Source organism: Pantoea sp. MBLJ3 (assembly GCF_000816655.1).
Taxonomy (GTDB): Bacteria; Pseudomonadota; Gammaproteobacteria; order Enterobacterales; family Enterobacteriaceae; genus Pantoea; species Pantoea eucalypti.
On record NZ_JSUT01000005.1, the window covers coordinates 737,558 to 755,598 of the forward strand.

The window sequence follows — 18,041 nt, forward strand, 5'->3', positions numbered from 1 at the left end:
ACTCGTTGCATGTTGTGCAAGGATTATCTTTTCAACTAAGGAAAAGGCCATGAGAATAATTATCAGGCTGGATAGGTAATTGTACTCTACTTTTTTGGAGAGATTTAAAATAGGGAACACAGGTATAGCAAACAAAAATAGTCAGTATGACTGATGGTATCCTAAAAACAATGCTTTAAAATCTGCATCGCCACCACTCCGAACTAAGAAGCGCGAAATGTAAGCTGTAAAAAACTCACCTAAATCAAGGGTTATATAAAGCTGAAAAGCAAATGTTACAGCCGAAGTCAACACTGATAATAGTAAGCTAAAAGCTAAATTGATATTTCTTCTTTGTCGATTTACCAAAAAATAGATTGCTGATAAACAGCCAATAACGTAACCAGTCCACTCAGTCATACACAGTAAACATATGGAAAGACCGGATAATACAGTCCATACATTTTTTTTGGTTTTAATGGTTTTGCAGGTTGAAAAAATGAATGCAGCAATGAATAGTTGGCTAAGCGATTGATGCCAGTATAGTAAACCCGTAGAGGCCAAAGACTCTCTTGATAAAACCAATGGAGAGCACGATAATGCTATCAAAAGGATTTGAATATTATTTTGTGGTTTGAATATCATCAATAAGGCGAAGAAAAACATCAAAACAGATGATGTCAAAATTATCAAATTTAAGGATAAAAGACTCATTAGTGTGTAATTTAAGCCAAAAGTTTTTATAAAAGCGGCTGGAGCCAGAAAACCAAGTGAAGGAAAACTTGTATATATGTATGAACCTGAACTGTCACGGACGGCTGCGCCCCACGGTATATTTTTATTTACCTGTCCACCCTGAGTGACCACAGGCAAAAGGTGGTGTTCAGTTATCATTCCTTCATTTAACGACTTTGCGATAAGTAATGAGTGATAGGATGCTTCGATATTTTCAATTCCCTCATTATTGCTAACATCCCTGTATTTTATAGCTGACGAAATGATAAGCATGGAAAGTACGATTATTAGTCCAAAAAAAAGCCTCTATGTTTAATTTCAGCCATGATTTCACATTCCATTAGTTCAAAATTTAAATTAATTTAATCTTATCATTAGATATATATGGACACCTACAAAAATTCCCGACGGTCGCGCAATGAATGAACAGCGCCTGTTTTAACAGGCTATGGGGTAGGTCACTTAAGATTAGTCACTCCCCCGACCACGCATGATTGAAATCCCTTGCCACTTAACCACTTTAGAAGTCTGTGAACTGTTCACCTAATTTGCTACTACCGATTGATTTCTGTTTATCCATACAGTTTTCAAAAGAGGAGAATTTTTGCCATACGATTATTGAATCGAGGAAGTGTTTCTATGCGTCATCATGAACAAACCAGATGAAGAACGTATTGCCGTTTGTAATAGATCAGGAGCGTATAAACTGGTATCTACGCCTGAGTGAGCCTAAGAAGTAGATAAAACCAATACAATGATGTTCCGTAACTTATCACCGCAAGCAGGGGAAGCGTAGACGTATCAGCAGTTCACTATGAAGGGATGATCTGACAGGAGATTCCCGTTACCAGTTATTGACTATGTTGAGCAATGACTCACACTGAACAGCATTCTAATGCCTCATCCAGCCAAAATGATGCTGGTTGAGACACCGCAATCATTTGTACTACTAGTCCGCTCCCTGGCGGCTAACAATGGCTAAGTTGTTGCTTACAATTTAGGCATTCACCCGCAGTGGGAAATATTCAACTTAGGGATTATTACATTTGACAGCGAGACGTTAGTCAAAGAGAGCATGGGCGGGGTTGATCGTGCTGGAGAAAGTGACGACACATGGTAGTGTCTGTGCGTGAACCGTGAAAGCCAGTTGTATAGAGACAGCACGCTTATAGCAAAATATCTCAACACATCTCGAAATTTTCATCACGTCAGTTTGTGAATTGTAGTATTGATCTGTGAAAATATGCCTCTACGCACATTAAAATGACATTCTCAAAGCAGGATGATGAATATGTAAGTCTAAACGATTAGATGTCTGAGGCGATTGAGTTTTATGATAATGTTACATTAGTAGAATACTTATGGGGAGCAATATCACCCATTTTGCTGCTGATAAAGGATAGCGATTTTGTATGCCCTTATATGCTTAGAAAACAGACCAGTTTTGCTTACAGCATTTGTAAGATATGGATTATCATTCATGAAGTTAATATATATTGGTGCTCTCAAATAAAATCATTGTATTATAAATCGAGATGTTTTTGGGAAAATTAAAAAGCCCGCGTTAGCGGGCTGGGTGCTGTAAAACCTAAAGATATAAAGGGAGATATTTTATAACACTTAGATAACTTACGTAACTGATCAATGCCAGATAACAGACCGCAGTTATTGCCAGGATTTTCCTGTCACGTAAGCAATGAGCCAGGCTGGAATTCATTACTCTTTCGCTGGAAGCGAGTGCCAGGACAATGAAGAGCATAAATGTTAGCAGGCTTATAATGAAATATCGCCCTTGAACGCCGGCCACAATACCAATATTTAAAGGTGAAAAACCAATCCATAAAGCGGCAAATATCAAAACGATACTTCCCAGACTCATAGCAGGGAGGTATGAGAGCCGTAACCAACCAAAATCGAGCTGCTTTTTAGGCAGGCTCATTACAGTTGAGATAATTATGAAGATCATAGCTCCACGGCAGAAAGGACCGCCAATTGTCCAGGTAAAGGCTTGTGGGCCTCCGCCGAAGGTAGCAAACATGCGGTTAAACATGTCAGGTGTCTGAATCCAGATGCTTTTCAGTATGAATGCAACAGCAGCATGCGGCTGTGATATTAACATCTCCATTGCTGCTTTAGCATCCCCACCACTATGCCAGAACTGGCTGGGAACCCATGAATAATGCATGTTCCATGCAGCCGCTATCAGGCACCCAAATATCATCGAGCCGGCTACGAAAGAAACCCATTTTATTTTACTGTTAAATAGAGCAGCCGGAATAAGCATCAGAAAAGGAAGATAGGCGATGTTGGTCATTTTAAGCAAGCCAACCAGACCCGCTAGAACAAATGTCTGCCAGATTAATCTTTCTTTTAATATAGCCATGCGCAAACAACAGGCAATAAACAAAGCAGTGACCAGGTTAGTAACAGGATCTGGACTATATGATGAAGCAAGATTGATGAGCGTAGGGAATGTCAAAATAAACAATGTGGCAAAGCGCATAACTGGTATAAGCGCAACAGTCAGATAAACCATGCCTATGTAGACAAATAAGTTTAAAAGACGACCCGCATACATCTGGTTATCTATACCCATTCCCGCTAATCTTGTTACTGCGATACCAATTGCTGATGGTAAATATAAAATAGGTGAATAAGTTGCTGACGGGGCAAAGTTGAAACAGGTATTATGATTATTGATGGACGCATCAATCTCCTTCGCCCTTTTAGCTGCATCAGCCTTGCTTGCAGGCTTGTTTTGATCCTGTGTCACGAAGAAAGGCCAGACATACTGTAATGCCTTGTCGCTCACACATCCGCCCCATGCACCTTTCTCGTTGCCAATTTCTTTAGGAAGCATTTCACCCTGAGAAATTTGATAGGCTCTAAAAAAATGAAACCGTTCATCCAGACCCGTTAAAGGGGTGTTTTTAAAAACAAAGAAAAGTCCAATTACAAAGATAATAGTCAAATAGGCTATTATCCCTTTTTTTTCATAGGCTTCCATTTTTTCAGTCATTTACTATACCTAACGATTGATAGTCCATTCATTTTTTTCATATTTCGCAAATCCTCATGGTGGCAGAGAGACATAAGGCATACTTCTTACCGGACTGACTCTAATGGCAGTTATTGCCAGTATTGCCACACTCTTGGTGAAAGTGGTCGCTTGCGTTCTAAAACAGAGTGCATCAGGGCCGTACCATTAAAAAGCTAGCGCATATTGTAGTGAAGAGCGCGGTCTAACAAAAGCCATAAGTGTATCTTATGGAATCCAATGCGGATGGATTGACTTGTGAGCCGCGTTCTTGGTAGCCCAATAGTCTGGTTCAACTGCATATAATGGCTGATAACAGTATGAGGTCATTGGACTGATGAATGTGATTGCACCGATGTTGACTGGCCATCAAAAATCGTTGACGGTGCCGTTCATAGCTGGTTAGTGTGGCTAATCATGGTTTTCAAAAATTCAGAGTGAATTAATTCGCGATGCGAACATCAGACAAAGCTTTTATGTTCAAGCACTCTGCGTCAACCTTAACTGGTTCGTGGTTCGTGGTTCGTGGTTCGTGGTTCGTGGTTTGTAGTTTGTGGTTCAAAGTTATCGACAATGTGACAACGATAGTCAAGCCTCCGGTAGCTATAATATACCGTATCCAGAACTTGGAACGGGAGACTGTTTCTCAAATAAACGACGGTTTTGTGCACGATCACCTATCACCCGGAATTCAATCTGATGCTAAAAAAACTCATTCTCACTACATTGATAACCAGCTTTTCAGCCACAGCTTTAGCTGCTACCCAATGCGGGCCTTTCTACATCAAATCTGACAGCAAAGGCTGGTTCTCAGTAAATGGTGAACGGGCAAAAAACCAGAAAGTGACGTTTGCCAGAGAGAAGGGTGACTACAGCAACGCAACGGTGAAAATCCGGGTCAAAAATAGCAAAGCGCCGGGAATGGTGGATATGGAGCAGACGAACCGCGATGGCAAAGGGTTGTTAAGGGCAGAAATCGTCCGCTCCAGTCAGAGTCAGATCCGCATTCGGGGTGACTATGATTGCGAGCCAGCTAAGTAAGTTGAGTTATTACTGCAAATGCCCGTGATTATCGCAACTATGGAGTGATGACACCTGGTGCTTTTGGGTCATAGTAAAATGTCGCACTGGTTTGATGATGACTTAACTTTGTCCTTTCAACCCAGGCTACTGTTTCATTATCCTGCACCATGTTAAACCGCTTTTAACCAGTAAGTAGCGGATTATCCTGCTCCAGATTAAATCTCCGGTCCTGTGCCACTCCGGTAAGGCAAGACCATCAAAATAAGCCGTTTTCGTATACAGGCGCAGCCCAACCCGTTCACTATCCATGTCCGCCAGCAGTGTCAGGCTCAGAGCAATAATGATCTTCTTCATCTGCTAAATCATAAGCGTTATTTTGTCGACAACTAACATCGGGAACTCAGTTGTTCCGCTGATTTTCAATCAAAAATTTGCGCTTAATATTGCTAGCGTCGCTAAGTAAATGTAACATCCGGCCTGATAAATAAAGCATCGTATATCTTTTAGCTGCAACAATAATTTATTCCACTGTTACATTGTTAGCCAGCTTACAATAAACACGGAAAGTTTAACGCAGTTAAATACCGCATCTATCAGACGCATATAAATCAGCCTTATAAAAAGGTATGCAGACGTTTGTTAAGTGCCATTAACACCATTGTCCTGATGAAAATTTTCTACTTAAGTGCCTCTGATGACTATGATTTATGACTGTTTTTTATACTACGATGAAGATGTTTTGCTTGAAATGCGTCTGAACACGCTTGAGCATGTTGTTGACCGGTTTGTCATTGTTGAATCGCTTTATACCTTTACGGGTAAACGCCGATGCAAGCTTAATTTTGACATTGAGAAATTCGACCGTTTTCGCGATAAAATTATTTATGTCGTCAACGATATTGCGCCAGTATTTTATCAGCACGCCTTTCAGTCGAATAGCTCTCTGGTTAAGGCGGGCGAGACCGATCCCTGGGAGAATGAATCCACTGCACGGAATCAGATTATGCAAGGTCTGGCTGGCGCGCAGGATGATGATATTATTATTGTGTCAGACGTCGATGAAATTCCCCGACCTGAAGCGATTAAAGCCTTTAGCCATCGTCACCTCTGTACAACATTGCACCAGCAATATTTCAATTTTAAATATAATGTACGTGTATTGAACAATGACGGTACACCGCGTTGTGCCACACTGGCAAAAATGGTGACGTTTAAAACATTACGAACCTTTTTCATGGGACAACCGGAATTACTGCGCAACGTTAAGCGCCGTGGAACACCCATACGCGACAGCTGGTGGCGCTGGAAATGGCTCGGCTGGCGAACGAAAGTCATTAAGGATGGAGGATGGCATTTTTCATGGGTGATGAGCGATGAACGCATAAGTGAAAAAATGGCGTCGATTTCACATACCGAACATAACTGTCCTGAATTCAATAACCCGGATCATATCCGGCGCTGCGTTGAGAACAACATTGATATCTGGAATCGCCCAAGAAGAATGGAAATAGTGCCGATTACCGCTGAACATTTTCCTGAGTGGCTGGTTACACATCAGCATCAGCTGACTGATTTTATTAAATCCTGATGCTGACCAGCGCGCCCACCGGGCGCGCCTCTCGTCCTTCAGGTTGCTTTGTAGGGATCTTTTTTATCATCCTGACTGTCATCATTTTTCCGCGGCACTTCACCATGGTCTTTTGGTGCATCGGTGGCGGGATGATCATCTTCCTCATACGCATTACCGGCGTTAGGTGCTGCTTCGGGCAGGCCTTTGCTGACATCACCTTCTTTCTTACGTTCTTCATTCGTATTGTGCTTAAACATAATTCACTCCTGTTGTCCCAGTCGTTTAAGTCTAGACCAGCCCTGAGATCCCGCATTAGCATGGAATTAAAGGCAAAAAAAAGCCCGCCAGAAGCGGGCTAATCGGAGTTTCTCTCATACTGAACATGTTATCTTTTGATGTTTTGGTGTACAGCAGCTCAATGCTAACGGGAAATTCCTGATGCAGAAATGGACAAACTTGCCATATCGCTTGCGACAGGTCACATTCCAGGTCGATAAAAACATCGATAAATAAATTCGATTGAACTGATTAATGAAAAGCATATAGTGGCCTCCGTTACCAGGAGATAGAAAATATGTTACGAGACCATTTAAAGATTGAAGCAGAAGATCAGTTAATTGAACAACGCTCCCTAAGCCTGAGAAATCGTGGTCAGGAAGAGGTGACCGAGTGGATTATCGTTAATCGTCAGGGCGTTAAAAAAGGCGGTGTCACACTGTTCGATAAACTCAGTACCCGCCGCTCATGGCCAGTGAACTACCGCATTATGCAGACCGATCTGCAGGGCAATGTGGTCGTGGATCAACTCACCGACGCCCTGTAGTTACCAGACCCGGACGCTGTGCACTGTTGTACGATAAAAAATTAACCCGCATTGGCGGGTTTTTTTATGACTGCCGGTAGCGGCGCAGTTCCACCACCGTACCAATTAGCTTCAGGTTCTCCCGACTGGAATGCAATTCAGGAAAGTTGATGTTAATGGGGGCCAGCTCAAACTGCGTAACGCCACCTTCACTACTACGTTGCCGCCAGGTACGGATCAGAGCAATCTGCTGCTGTAATGCCAGCACGCTATCGCCAGGCTGGGGTGAAACTTGCGGATCGATGATCACCACATCATCCCGCACAATCGCGGGCATCATTGCCTGTTCTTCTACACGAAAGGCAAAGCTCTGTTGTGAAAGCGCCATATCGTTGTGCATCAGCAATTCGTGTCTGACTGAACTGTCATCCGTCAGCCATCGTGTCACATCACGCTGATTAAGCAGCGGAATCTGGTGAAGACCGCCATAAGCACTTTCGCTGAAAACAGGGCCATCCCCATCTATCAGAAAAGCCGGGGCACAACCCAGCGCTTCGGCGAGCCGTAGCAGATTCTCACCGCGCGGAAGCGTCTCCTCTTTTTCCCATTGCGAAATCGCTACATGGGACACTTTTACCTGTTGTGCCAATTGCTTCTGCGTTAATTGCAGTGATTTCCGTCGGAGGCGGATTCGGTCACCCAGCGTTTCGTTTTTCATAAGCTTGACATATTGGTTGAAAGTGATTTAAGTATACTTAAGCATGGTATTTAAGTAAACTTAAATTTCAAGCGGAGGACGTGGCTTTTCAGCACGCAATATGTTCCAGCGACCTAACCGGAAAAAGGGGTATGGCATGGAAAGTAGTCTGATTACCAGTATGGGAGCGTTAGTTCTGGGTGGAGGCGCAGCAGCACTGTTCTGGAAACCGTTATTGGCGGGTATCGCGTCAATCGTAACCAGTAACCGAGCGGGCGGCGAAATTATTACCAGCTACAAAGAGCAGGTGGTGTTGCTGAAAGAGAGCAACCTGCTGATACGGGAGGAAAACGATGAATTACGCGAACGGCACGACAGGAATTTGCGGCGAATCTCGACACTCGAAACCGATCTTCGGTTAATCAAGAATGCGGTAGGGATTTTGCTAGCAATGACCGAAACCGATCAAAACGACAAATTTCGTAATGAAGTTGATCGGCTTATCTCAACTCTGGAGGATCGCAGCAATGGCAATGATTGATAATACCAGGGCTCCAATATCATACAGGCGTAAAGTTATCCTCGGCTGCATTCTTCTCAGTTGTTCGATGATTTGCATCCTGATGACGATTATTTTTCTTTATGTCAGTAATACCGCAAACAAACGAGTCGAGGAGATTAGGGCGGATTACCGGGCAATAGCGGCACGACGTGATGAAAGGGTCGAGGTGCTGACGGATAAGGTCACAGCATTACAACATAAGCTTGATGTGATACCGGATCGTACCGCTGATAAAACACTGAGTAGAGTGAAAGAGGTCGTTTCTGAAGACAACCAGACGTCCGCAAAACCGGGCCAGACACCGTAACTTCCGATTATTCTTAGTGCGGCTTCGCTATTATCGACTAGTTTTAAATCTCCGGGCAACATTTTGTACCTGAATGCAGGCCCGATGATTGGCCGGTCGATGAACCGCTAAGCCTAACCACTTTGGATAACTGACCAGAAGGAAATTTAGCATGAGCGATTCAACAGAAACCAAGACCAAAACTGACTATCTGCGTGATGTGACGTCTCAGCTAAAAGAGATGCGTCACTATGCGCAGACCAACACCGAAACGCTTTCCAGTCATTGGTTAGCGTTTGATGCCGGTGAGTATAAAGATAAGACTAACGCCGACCGTATCGATGCATTGCTTAATAAGCAGGGTAAACTGCTGGAAGATCTGGATGCGGCTATCCAGGACATTGAGATTGAAATTAATCACAGCGAGCAGGAGAGCTAAGTCATCTCCCGCTAACTGATGCGGTGGCCGGTAAAGGATTAATCGGCCACCAGCCACATCTCCGCTTCGTCGAACATCTCTTCAACAATCCGCGCAACCGTCGCTTTATCGTTCTTACTCAAATCAGTATCAATCGCGTTACGTTCCATCGGCTTGACCTTAACTTCAATGTCAGGAAACACCCGATGCACCCGCTTTTCCAGCTCCTCACGAATCATCTCGCGGGCACCCGGTAAACCGGCAACGTTGCGCTTGTCATAAATCAACTCAACAAACATGATGGCAATCCATTCAGGGCAAAATCGCTGACATATAATACTGTAAATAAAAACAGTAGCAAGGCGTGACGCGTGATTTCGCGTAAATTTTTATGTCGCGTTAAACACGATCTTCAACTGGAAAAATGCGCACGCATCACGACATAATGACGGCTTACTTTTCAGGAGGTCCGCGATGCGACAACTGGTAATAGATATTCTGCTAAAACTGGCAAAGATGGATGTCGATGCAAAAGAGTTGACGGCGCAGCTTGAAGCGCAGTCCCTGCTGGTTGCAGCGCTGCTGGTGCAGGCGAAACAGGACAACTCGCTGACCATTTCAGAAACGGTGCAGGATGCCATCATTACGGCTTCACAATCGTCGACCGGGTTTCTGCAATCGGATGTTGATCTGCTGCTGACGCACATTAATCGTCTGCTGGCTGTGGCAAGTTATGTCGAAGTGAAGGGTAAAGCAACGGAAGAGAGAGAGTAGGGCAGGAAAAATTCGCCTCTGGAGATGGATATCCATCAACATCTTCAGAGGCAGTGCAGGCGCAGGGGGCGTTCAGGAAAAGTGACGACCTGAATCCCGCAGAGAAGTCACTACTCTTTTAACCGGGTATACATTATTCCGCTACTTTATGCTGGCAGGCGTTGTGCTTTGCAGGCCTCTTCTCTGCAGCGCGTATTACAATTCGTTTTTAATGCAAAATTCTTCCCAGCTCATACCCAATGATTCAGCGTGAGATTTGAGATAAGTCTCGATCGCTTCAGCCGCCACCGCTTTATCTGGCTCAGCGAGCTGAATGGAGAAGATCATTCCATCCAGATTCTTCTGGCGCAAAAAGGCCGCATAGATACGTTCGGCATGCCATTCGCGCAGCTGGCGCAATGACAGGTTGGCGGCGCGGGCATCGCTTTCAGTTAATTCGTCAAGTGCGGATTGAAAGTCTGGATGCGCGGTAAAAAACATCTCGCGAGCCTGGGCATAGTAAGCTTCTGGCGTTTTCATATTCATATTCCTGAAAGTCTGTTGCAGCGCGTCAGTGTAGCGGGTTGTCTCCTGCTTGTCAGGCGTGGCAAAGATAAGAGATGAACCTGCTTCGCCAACAATTTTCCGGTTAAAATGCTTTATGCAGACCTCACTACGGGTTTCGTTCTGCCGCAATCATCGTCTGTGTGGCGTCTTAACATCCAGATATCTTGCGTAACGCGGTGGAAAAATTATAACGTAGCCGCCATTGACGTGATCTTAGGGATTTAATATGAAAAAGTGGATGCTGATTGCCGCGCTGGCATTGAGTGGTTGTGCGCAAATCAACGATTATGAAAATGCGGTGCAGACACCGGCACCTGCTGATCTGCAGGGGACCTGGCAAACCGTCGGCCCACAGAGCAGCCTGATCAGCGACAAGGCGATAGCCAGTCTGATCATTAATGCCGATGGCAGCACGCTGGATTGCCGTCAGTGGATGCGGGTGATCGCGAAGCCGGGCAAACTGACCCGATTAAATGGCGATTATGTGAATGTAACACGTAAAATGCGGGTGATGCCGCTGGTGGTCGATAATGGCGAGCTGAGCTACGACAGGATGACTCTGCGCAAAGTGGCGCGTCCGACAGTAGAGTGTCAGCAGGCACTGGAAGAAGTCGCAAAGCAGCCAAAAGCCGCCGTGATTCAGAACATCGAACCGCAACTGTTGCGCACGGCGATTACCGAGAATAACGCGAAGTCATAACAGTCGATCCATAGCAAAACCGCCCCAACAGGTAGAGTGCCGTTCACGCACTTGTCTGCCGGGGCGGTTTTCGTTTTTACTGCATCCCTAATTTTGCTGCTAACTTATTCTGCGATGACCCAGACGCTGACGCTGCCACCGTTACAGGCAAAGACCGCTGTGCCATGCTCGTCGGCGGTAATCGTCTCTTCACGGTTACCCAGATAATCCCGCCAGACCTTACCGGCAAAACCTTCACCCATCGGCACGCTTTTCTCACCTGCATCGCCATTTGACATGATCACCACACAGCCTGGCTGCGTTTCGGTGCCGCTGCGGCTGAATGCCACGCAGTTAGGATGATCAAAATAGTCGGTCTGTACGCCCCAGCCATATTGCTGACGCGCCCGGATTAACCCTTCCAGTTCAGGGATCACCGGCATCTCTATTTTGTGCGTTTCACCGTCGCCGCCTTCATCTTCGTAGGTTGCCCCGAACAGATCAGGATAAAAAATGGTGGGCACACCTTGTTCACGCAGCAGGATTAGCGCATAAGCCAGAGGCTTAAACCAGGCTTCAACCGGCGCTTCCAGAGACTGCAACGGCTGGGTGTCGTGGTTGGCGACGATCGTCACGGCATGCCAGGGATCAGCCACGACCAGCGAATTAGCAAAAATCTGGCTCATGTCATAGGCACTGCCCGCGGTGGAAGCCTGATGGAAGTTCATATGCAGTGGGGCATCAAACAGCATGGTTTTACCTTCCACCTGATGCACATACTCCTGCAGTTTCTCGGTTTCAAATGACCAGTATTCCGCGACGATAAACATCGGCTCTTCAGCAACCTCCTGAATATGCTCGATCCACTCTTTGTAGAACCAGGCCGGAATATGTTTGACCGCGTCCAGACGAAAGCCGGTGCAGGGCACCTGTTCCATCACCCAGCGCGCCCAGTATTTCAGCTCTTCCCGGACCGCATTGTTACGGAAATCGATGTTGGCACCCATCAGATAGTCGAAGTTACCCAGTTCGTTATCGACCTGATCGTTCCAGCCTTCGGCGGTATAGTCATTGATGATTTTAAACACGCCGTTTTCGTCCGGATTCTCAATGTGGTCTACGCCGCTAAAGCACTTGTGATCCCAGACAAACTTAGAATATTCCCCGGCACGGGCCGGAAAGGTGAATTTCGTCCAGGCTTCGCACTCGACAACCTCTTCGTAGATTTCATCACGGTTATCCGGGTTGACGCGGTTAACACTGATCGCCTCTTTCTCATCAGCGCCCATTTTGTGGTTCAGCACCACATCCAGCAGTACCCCAACGTTGTGGCTGCGCAGGGCTTCTGCTGCCGCCAGTAATTGCGTTTTGTCGCCATATTTGGTGGCAACACCGCCTTTTTGATCAAATTCCCCCAAGTCGAACAAATCGTAACTGTCGTAACCGACTGAATAGCCGCCTGAACCCCCTTTGTAGCAGGGCGGTAACCACACCATACTGATTCCAATTTCGCTGAGCCAGGCTGCACGATCGGCGACCTCAGGCCACAGTTTGCTGCCATCCGGGTAATACCAATGGAAAAACTGTAATAACGTTGGGTTTTGCATGTACCACACTCCAGGGGATGATGAGAATCAAGTATGGAGTAAGCGGCAGAAAAGAGACGCCGCGCAGAGAAATAAATCTGGCGGCGTAGCAGAGAAGGGGATCAGGAGAGCGTTTCGCGCGGCACCATAACTAGGCCGCCCTGACTACTGTAGGCAGACATGACCGATTTCTGACGGGTGTTCTGACCTACCAGCGAGGCCAGCTCATCCATCCGCGCCTGCAGCAGACGTTTTACTTCGCTTTCGTTATCCAGTATACGACGCAGCACCGGGCGTAACTGCTCCTGCGTCTGCGATGAAGGCGACACAGCTTCTGTCGATTGGGCTAAGTTCTGCACCGCACTGACATACTCCATCTCCCTGCTGATCAATTCATCCCATTCGCCCTGTACTGCATGACGCAGCATTCCCTGGCTGAGATCGAGTAACTGTTGGTAAACGGTAATCAGATGCGGTGCAGTGGTCATTAAACGGCGTCCTGAATCAGGTGAGATTGAACTACTTCTTTCCACGCGTCCGCAATATTGCGCAGCAGGCCTTCGACCTCCTCGACCGCTGCAACATCATTGTGCAGGTTGGCATGCAGCAGGCGACGGGTCATGTAGTTGTAAAGATCCAGCAGATTGTCTGCCAGTTCATCACCACTGTTTTCAAGCAGGCCCTCTTTCAGGCCTGCTTCAATGATATTGATGGCTTTGGAGATAGAACTGCCTTTGCCTTCAATATTGCCATCCTGCATAAACAAGCGGGCGCGGATTAACGCGCTCAGTGCGCCGTCGAACAGCATACCCACCAGCTGCTGCTGGGTGGCGCTCATGACGGCGCTTTCTACGCCAATTTTTGCATAGGCTTTGGTGCCTGTAGCGCTGTACATGGTCACTCCTAGGATTTACTTGAAGAACTTGACGTATCGAACTGCTGCGTCAGATACGTACTGGTCGAGTTGAGTTTACTGATGGCCAGATCAAGCTGAGTAAACTGTGTTTTATAGCGTGCGATATCCGCATCAATACGATCGCTGGTGGTGTTATAGAGCGCAGTTAAGGTATTCAGTGTCTTGCTGACGCCATCGGTGGCCGCCTGAACAATCCCCTTGGTCGATAACCAGCCCGTGATGTTGGTTGCGATTTTGGTGGTAATACCGGTGGTTTTACCGTCACCCACGATCATCTCTTTCACACCAGCGGCATCTTTATCCAGCGCTGCACTGACCTTCGTCGTATCAATGACCAATGAACCGGTCTGAGGATCGGTGGTGATGCCAATCTGACCCAGCGATTTGTAGGAAGAGGAGCTTTGCGCGTTGGTCAGCATGCTTTTCAGCTGCGTTTCAATCGTGCGCAATGTGCTGTCACCGAGCAGGGCACCATTACTGGCGTCCTGGGAACCACTGTTCGTATCAACCTTGGTGTATTTGGTCAGGGTATTGAACTGATCCAGTAACGTATTATAAGCACTTACCCAGCCGCTGATTGCGCTGGACGCTTTTGAGGTATCTTTGGTAATCGTCAGTGACTGATCGCCAACCGTCGTCGCGGTCAGATTTAAGGTAATGCCTTCCAGTGCATCACTGATCTGGTTGCTACTGTTCTCAATCGCAACGTTGTTGACTGTGAGCTCGGCATTCTGTGCTTTAACGCTTTCTGTCATCACATTGCTACTGGCGGATGCGTCAAAACCCACAATCCCCTGCAGCGTGCTGTCGCCGGTGACCGCAATCTTTGCTACCGCATTATCGCTACCGGTTTTATTGGCGCTCATAGAGAGACGGAAGCTGCCGTCTGACACCTTTATGATGCTGGCGGTGATGCCTGCATTCGCACCATTAATCGCATCACGCATGCCAGTCAGCGAGGTCTGATCGCTGGAGAGCGTTATGCTTTTGCTGGTGCCATCTTTTAAGGTAATCGCGATGCTGCGGCTGGCCACAGAGCTGTCGCCCAGTGCAGCAGTGTTGCTGCTCTGCACCGAAGAGGTCAGGACCTGCGCCTGCGCCAGCTGTGTGACGCTGATAGAATATTTTCCGGCCACTGTACTGCCAGAGGTGGTCGCGCTAAACGCCGTCGAGCTGCTGCTTGCGGTGGTGGCGGTAAACAGATCTGCACTGTTCAGCTTAGTGTTCGCGGTCTGGAACGTCGTCAGTGAACTTTTCAGGGAGGCATAGGCACTGAGTTTGGCCGTATAAGCCGACTGCTGGGTAGATATAGGTGTAAGTGCAGCTTTTTCAGCGGTGGTCAAACTGTCAAGCATGGTACTGAGTGGCAGGCCGGAGCCCACACCAAGGTTGCTTATACTAGCCATGTTAATTCCTTTATAAGGTCGACAGAGAAATTGATACCTGGGTTATCGGCCTTGAATAAGGAAAGTTTAAGGGTATTTGCCTTAGGGTAATGAGGTAAATAAGCACTATAGAGAAGGGTAATTCAGCGGCTAGAAAATTAATGAATTAAGTCTAAAGAAGTTCGGACGGGTGGCGATAACTTAAAACGTGACAGGTTGAAGCAGAAAAATTCGCCTGGTACTAAAAAAATTCTAAAGGTTGTTAAACGGCAGACGATAACAACTTTGACGGCGCTGAAGCCGGCGGGTTGAAGCCCACACCTTAACCGAAAGACTTGATTAACAGGAAAATTCATCATGGCCCAAGTCATTAATACCAACAGCCTCTCGCTGATCACTCAGAACAACATCAACAAGAACCAGTCAGCTCTGTCTACTTCAATGGAGCGTCTGTCTTCTGGTTTACGTATCAACAGCGCGAAAGATGACGCTGCTGGTCAGGCAATTGCCAACCGTTTCACCTCTAACATCAAGGGCCTGACTCAGGCTGCCCGTAACGCTAACGACGGTATCTCTGCTGCGCAGACTACTGAAGGCGCACTGTCAGAAATCAACAACAACTTACAGCGTGTTCGTGAACTGACTGTACAGGCTCAGAACGGTACTAACTCTGATTCTGACAAAACCTCAATCCAGGACGAAATCAAATCCCGTCTGAGCGAAATTGACCGCGTATCGGGTCAGACTCAGTTCAACGGCGTGAACGTGCTGGCTAAAGACGGTAAAATGTCTATCCAGGTTGGCGCTAACGATGGTCAGACTATCGACATCGACCTGAAGAAGATTGACTCTTCTACTCTGGGTCTGGCCGGCTTCTCAGTTGCAGGCAACTCACTGAAAGTTAGCGATTCTATCACTCAGATTACTGGTGCTGCTGCAACTGCACCTGTTGCAGTTGACCTGTCAGCTGCTGCCACTTCACTGAGCACCGCTACCGGTTCAACTGTTGATGCATCAAGCCTGAGCCTGCACAACACCCTGAAAGCAGATGGCACAGCATCAGCACAGTTCGTTGTACAGAGCGGCAGCGATTTCTACGCAGCTTCTATCAACCACACCACTGGTGCAGTGACTCTGAACAAGGCTGATGTTGCGTATACCGATACCGACAATGGTTTAACCACCGCAGCGACTCAGGCTAATCAGCTGATCAAAGTGGGTACAGATTCAACTGGCGCAGCTCAGGGTTATGTGACCTTCCAGGGCAAAAACTACGCAACAACTGCTGGTACTGCTCTGACTGATGACAACACCAAAACTGGTACGGACAACAAAGTTACTGTTGAACTGTCAACTGCTACCCCAACGGCTCAGTTCGCTGGTGCAGCGTCTGCAGATCCACTGGCAATGCTGGACAAAGCTATCGCATCTGTCGATACCTTCCGTTCAAGCCTGGGTGCAGTACAGAACCGTCTGAACTCAGCGGTAACTAACCTGAACAACACCACCACTAACCTGTCTGCAGCACAGTCTCGTATTCAGGATGCTGACTACGCTACTGAAGTTTCAAACATGTCTAAAGCGCAGATCGTACAGCAGGCTGGTAACTCAGTGTTGGCTAAAGCTAACCAGGTTCCACAGCAGGTTCTGTCTCTGCTGCAGGGCTAATCGCCTTCTGACCCCATTCAAAACCCCGCTTCGGTGGGGTTTTTTTATGCGTACGATTAGCCCATTTTTTCACTGTTTCTCAGTCAATCAACCTCTCCATATTCATTTATATTGGTCAGTAATCGCATTCTCAATGTGCCTTTGCAGAGCAGATAAATAATGAAAAATATTGTTGTCGTCGAACCGCTTTTTGTCAGCGCCTTTAAATGTATTGGCAGTGCGTGTCGTGATCACTGCTGTCAGGGCTGGGATGTCACCCTTGATAAACCTACAGTTAATCGCTATTTAAAATCCTCTGTCATTGAAATAAAGAACCTGGCTGTTGAGAACATTGATATCACCCGAAAAAGTTTTGCTAGTTGGGGTGTCATGAAACTTAACGCAGCGGGCAACTGTGGCTTTATGGATGAAGCTCGATTGTGCAAAGTACACGCCAGCCTGGGCGCCTCCGCTCTGAGTGACACCTGCGCCAGCTATCCCAGAAAGTCCCGATTTTTTAAAACTGAGCAGCAAAAAACCTTGGCGCTCTCCTGCCCGGAGGCGACTCGTCAGTTATTAGCGGCACCGGATGCGATGCTCTTTGCGCAGGCCCTCAGACCACAGGCTGAAGCTAACAAAGCCAAAGAGCTCAATCAGCAAAAGAAGCTGCTGAATCTGATGTGTCTCAATCTGGTTAAACTAAGCGGCGAGAAGCTGGATGAAGCTTTTTACGCGCTGGCCACTTTCTTGCTGGGCGCTGAAAGAGTCAGCCAGGGCGAGGATTGGCTGGAACAGATGGAGAATCATTTTTGTGACGTGCTCAACAACCTGGCTCAGGGCGAAATCAGGCAGCAACTGGCCGATATCAGGCCCGACTATAATCTGCAATGGTCATTACTTTTACGAATGCAGTCATGGTTAGGCACCAGGAAAGATAAACGCGCCTTTTCCACTCTGAATCACTACGTCAATAAGCTTATCTACATTCAGGCTGAAGGGGCTAAAACCGATGACGTCAGTCAGTCTATGATCCGACTGGACAGCGTCTGGCAGAATCAGGTCATGCCGTGGCTTGCTGAGCGCCCATGGATAATGAGTAACTATATTCAGTACCGCATTTATGATGAGTTTTTTCCTAATGACGAAACGCGCAGCCCGTTACTGAGTTTGTATCTTCTGACGGCAGAATGGTTCCTGCTTAAGTCATTAATCGCAGCCAATGTTGAGCTGACTGGAACTGTTAACGAAGAGGATATGATTAATATCATCTACAGCTACCACTCAATAACAAAACATACTCCGCAGTCGGTAATAGCGTTCCTGGAAGAGATTGATAAGGTTAAAGTCAATGACGATCTGTCGCTGATTTACCTGCTGAGATAACGATGTTTTAAATGGT

Annotated in this window: 20 protein-coding genes; 10 read left to right on the forward strand and 10 right to left on the reverse strand. The window is 46.7% G+C overall.

From position 1 onward, the window contains the following. Positions 1-141: 141 nt before the first annotated feature. Complete coding sequence (locus NP77_RS23420) at positions 142-987, reverse strand: hypothetical protein (protein WP_156137294.1); 846 nt, start codon at positions 985-987, stop codon at positions 142-144. A 1,315-nt stretch (positions 988-2,302) separates the two neighbouring features. Further along, a complete protein-coding gene (locus NP77_RS09805) occupies positions 2,303-3,733 on the reverse strand; it encodes a DUF2142 domain-containing protein (RefSeq protein ID WP_082040839.1) in 1,431 nt (476 codons plus the stop codon). Positions 3,734-4,450: 717 nt separating this feature from the next. Here NP77_RS09805 and NP77_RS09810 point away from each other — a divergent pair. Together NP77_RS09810 and NP77_RS09820 are read left to right on the forward strand one after the other, a co-directional pair. After that, a complete protein-coding gene (locus tag NP77_RS09810; RefSeq protein WP_039659982.1) occupies positions 4,451-4,792 on the forward strand; it encodes a hypothetical protein in 342 nt (113 codons plus the stop codon). A gap of 682 nt (positions 4,793-5,474) precedes the next feature. Beyond that, positions 5,475-6,362 (forward strand): benzoate transporter, encoded by an 888-nt coding sequence (locus NP77_RS09820; RefSeq protein WP_039659984.1) that lies wholly within the window; start codon positions 5,475-5,477, stop codon positions 6,360-6,362. A gap of 38 nt (positions 6,363-6,400) precedes the next feature. On the opposite strand, the gene NP77_RS09825 is transcribed toward NP77_RS09820, so the two are convergent. Next, entirely contained in the window at positions 6,401-6,601 is a 201-nt protein-coding gene (locus tag NP77_RS09825; RefSeq protein ID WP_003854493.1) for a hypothetical protein, read from the reverse strand. Positions 6,602-6,918: 317 nt separating this feature from the next. Between NP77_RS09825 and NP77_RS09830 the strand changes: the two genes are divergently transcribed. After that, positions 6,919-7,167: a hypothetical protein gene (locus NP77_RS09830; RefSeq protein WP_039659986.1), complete on the forward strand. Its 249-nt coding sequence runs from the start codon at positions 6,919-6,921 to the stop codon at positions 7,165-7,167. Positions 7,168-7,231: 64 nt separating this feature from the next. Here NP77_RS09830 and NP77_RS09835 read toward each other — a convergent pair whose 3' ends face one another. Continuing rightward, positions 7,232-7,864, reverse strand: coding sequence for a helix-turn-helix domain-containing protein (locus NP77_RS09835; RefSeq protein ID WP_008926861.1), 633 nt, complete (start codon positions 7,862-7,864; stop codon positions 7,232-7,234). A gap of 136 nt (positions 7,865-8,000) precedes the next feature. On the opposite strand from NP77_RS09835, the gene NP77_RS09840 reads away from it, so the two are divergent. From NP77_RS09840 to NP77_RS09850, 3 genes are all read left to right on the forward strand, one after another. Then, a complete protein-coding gene (locus NP77_RS09840; RefSeq protein WP_008926860.1) occupies positions 8,001-8,384 on the forward strand; it encodes a hypothetical protein in 384 nt (127 codons plus the stop codon). Then, entirely contained in the window at positions 8,371-8,712 is a 342-nt protein-coding gene (locus tag NP77_RS09845) for a hypothetical protein (protein ID WP_033763175.1), read from the forward strand. The genes NP77_RS09840 and NP77_RS09845 overlap by 14 nt, the downstream gene beginning before the upstream one ends. 151 nt (positions 8,713-8,863) lie before the next feature. Next, positions 8,864-9,130, forward strand: coding sequence for a hypothetical protein (locus NP77_RS09850; RefSeq protein WP_003854505.1), 267 nt, complete (start codon positions 8,864-8,866; stop codon positions 9,128-9,130). A 38-nt stretch (positions 9,131-9,168) separates the two neighbouring features. Here NP77_RS09850 and NP77_RS09855 read toward each other — a convergent pair whose 3' ends face one another. Beyond that, positions 9,169-9,408: a DinI-like family protein gene (locus NP77_RS09855; RefSeq protein WP_003854508.1), complete on the reverse strand. Its 240-nt coding sequence runs from the start codon at positions 9,406-9,408 to the stop codon at positions 9,169-9,171. A 175-nt stretch (positions 9,409-9,583) separates the two neighbouring features. On the opposite strand from NP77_RS09855, the gene iraP reads away from it, so the two are divergent. After that, entirely contained in the window at positions 9,584-9,883 is a 300-nt protein-coding gene (gene iraP / locus NP77_RS09860) for an anti-adapter protein IraP (RefSeq protein ID WP_003854510.1), read from the forward strand. Positions 9,884-10,078: 195 nt separating this feature from the next. On the opposite strand, the gene NP77_RS09865 is transcribed toward iraP, so the two are convergent. After that, entirely contained in the window at positions 10,079-10,402 is a 324-nt protein-coding gene (locus tag NP77_RS09865) for a DUF6388 family protein (RefSeq protein ID WP_008926858.1), read from the reverse strand. A gap of 253 nt (positions 10,403-10,655) precedes the next feature. Here NP77_RS09865 and yedD point away from each other — a divergent pair, with 253 nt between their 5' ends. Then, positions 10,656-11,129 carry a lipoprotein YedD gene (yedD, locus tag NP77_RS09870; RefSeq protein WP_008926857.1) on the forward strand — a complete coding sequence of 158 codons (474 nt, stop codon included), beginning with the start codon at positions 10,656-10,658 and terminating at the stop codon, positions 11,127-11,129. A gap of 104 nt (positions 11,130-11,233) precedes the next feature. Here yedD and amyA read toward each other — a convergent pair whose 3' ends face one another. The 4 genes from amyA to fliD form a co-directional block, all read right to left on the reverse strand. Continuing rightward, complete coding sequence (amyA, locus tag NP77_RS09875; RefSeq protein ID WP_039659987.1) at positions 11,234-12,715, reverse strand: alpha-amylase; 1,482 nt, start codon at positions 12,713-12,715, stop codon at positions 11,234-11,236. Positions 12,716-12,816: 101 nt separating this feature from the next. Further along, on the reverse strand, positions 12,817-13,182 hold the full coding sequence (fliT, locus tag NP77_RS09880; RefSeq protein ID WP_039659989.1) for a flagella biosynthesis regulatory protein FliT: 366 nt from the start codon (positions 13,180-13,182) through the stop codon (positions 12,817-12,819). Further along, positions 13,182-13,589, reverse strand: a complete 408-nt coding sequence (gene fliS, locus NP77_RS09885; protein ID WP_039659990.1) for a flagellar export chaperone FliS — start codon at positions 13,587-13,589, stop codon at positions 13,182-13,184. The genes fliT and fliS overlap by 1 nt, the downstream gene beginning before the upstream one ends. A gap of 8 nt (positions 13,590-13,597) precedes the next feature. After that, entirely contained in the window at positions 13,598-15,016 is a 1,419-nt protein-coding gene (gene fliD, locus NP77_RS09890) for a flagellar filament capping protein FliD (RefSeq protein WP_039659992.1), read from the reverse strand. A gap of 336 nt (positions 15,017-15,352) precedes the next feature. Here fliD and NP77_RS09895 point away from each other — a divergent pair, with 336 nt between their 5' ends. Next, the gene (locus tag NP77_RS09895) at positions 15,353-16,663 is read left to right on the forward strand and encodes a FliC/FljB family flagellin (RefSeq protein WP_039659994.1); all 1,311 of its coding nucleotides are present in this window, start codon (positions 15,353-15,355) and stop codon (positions 16,661-16,663) included. 159 nt (positions 16,664-16,822) lie between these two features. Beyond that, positions 16,823-18,025 carry a flagellin lysine-N-methylase gene (fliB, locus tag NP77_RS09900; protein ID WP_039659997.1) on the forward strand — a complete coding sequence of 401 codons (1,203 nt, stop codon included), beginning with the start codon at positions 16,823-16,825 and terminating at the stop codon, positions 18,023-18,025. Positions 18,026-18,041 lie beyond the last annotated feature (16 nt).

What these genes read in the sequence shown, in the direction of transcription:
- NP77_RS23420 (WP_156137294.1), bottom strand. Translation starts at nt 987, where the DNA reads ATGCTTATCATTTCGTCAGCTATAAAATACAGGGATGTTAGCAATAAT.
- NP77_RS09805 (WP_082040839.1), bottom strand. Translation starts at nt 3,733, where the DNA reads ATGACTGAAAAAATGGAAGCCTATGAAAAAAAAGGGATAATAGCCTAT.
- NP77_RS09810 (WP_039659982.1), top strand. Translation starts at nt 4,451, where the DNA reads ATGCTAAAAAAACTCATTCTCACTACATTGATAACCAGCTTTTCAGCC.
- NP77_RS09820 (WP_039659984.1), top strand. Translation starts at nt 5,475, where the DNA reads ATGATTTATGACTGTTTTTTATACTACGATGAAGATGTTTTGCTTGAA.
- NP77_RS09825 (WP_003854493.1), bottom strand. Translation starts at nt 6,601, where the DNA reads ATGTTTAAGCACAATACGAATGAAGAACGTAAGAAAGAAGGTGATGTC.
- NP77_RS09830 (WP_039659986.1), top strand. Translation starts at nt 6,919, where the DNA reads ATGTTACGAGACCATTTAAAGATTGAAGCAGAAGATCAGTTAATTGAA.
- NP77_RS09835 (WP_008926861.1), bottom strand. Translation starts at nt 7,864, where the DNA reads ATGAAAAACGAAACGCTGGGTGACCGAATCCGCCTCCGACGGAAATCA.
- NP77_RS09840 (WP_008926860.1), top strand. Translation starts at nt 8,001, where the DNA reads ATGGAAAGTAGTCTGATTACCAGTATGGGAGCGTTAGTTCTGGGTGGA.
- NP77_RS09845 (WP_033763175.1), top strand. Translation starts at nt 8,371, where the DNA reads ATGGCAATGATTGATAATACCAGGGCTCCAATATCATACAGGCGTAAA.
- NP77_RS09850 (WP_003854505.1), top strand. Translation starts at nt 8,864, where the DNA reads ATGAGCGATTCAACAGAAACCAAGACCAAAACTGACTATCTGCGTGAT.
- NP77_RS09855 (WP_003854508.1), bottom strand. Translation starts at nt 9,408, where the DNA reads ATGTTTGTTGAGTTGATTTATGACAAGCGCAACGTTGCCGGTTTACCG.
- iraP (WP_003854510.1), top strand. Translation starts at nt 9,584, where the DNA reads ATGCGACAACTGGTAATAGATATTCTGCTAAAACTGGCAAAGATGGAT.
- NP77_RS09865 (WP_008926858.1), bottom strand. Translation starts at nt 10,402, where the DNA reads ATGAAAACGCCAGAAGCTTACTATGCCCAGGCTCGCGAGATGTTTTTT.
- yedD (WP_008926857.1), top strand. Translation starts at nt 10,656, where the DNA reads ATGAAAAAGTGGATGCTGATTGCCGCGCTGGCATTGAGTGGTTGTGCG.
- amyA (WP_039659987.1), bottom strand. Translation starts at nt 12,715, where the DNA reads ATGCAAAACCCAACGTTATTACAGTTTTTCCATTGGTATTACCCGGAT.
- fliT (WP_039659989.1), bottom strand. Translation starts at nt 13,182, where the DNA reads ATGACCACTGCACCGCATCTGATTACCGTTTACCAACAGTTACTCGAT.
- fliS (WP_039659990.1), bottom strand. Translation starts at nt 13,589, where the DNA reads ATGTACAGCGCTACAGGCACCAAAGCCTATGCAAAAATTGGCGTAGAA.
- fliD (WP_039659992.1), bottom strand. Translation starts at nt 15,016, where the DNA reads ATGGCTAGTATAAGCAACCTTGGTGTGGGCTCCGGCCTGCCACTCAGT.
- NP77_RS09895 (WP_039659994.1), top strand. Translation starts at nt 15,353, where the DNA reads ATGGCCCAAGTCATTAATACCAACAGCCTCTCGCTGATCACTCAGAAC.
- fliB (WP_039659997.1), top strand. Translation starts at nt 16,823, where the DNA reads ATGAAAAATATTGTTGTCGTCGAACCGCTTTTTGTCAGCGCCTTTAAA.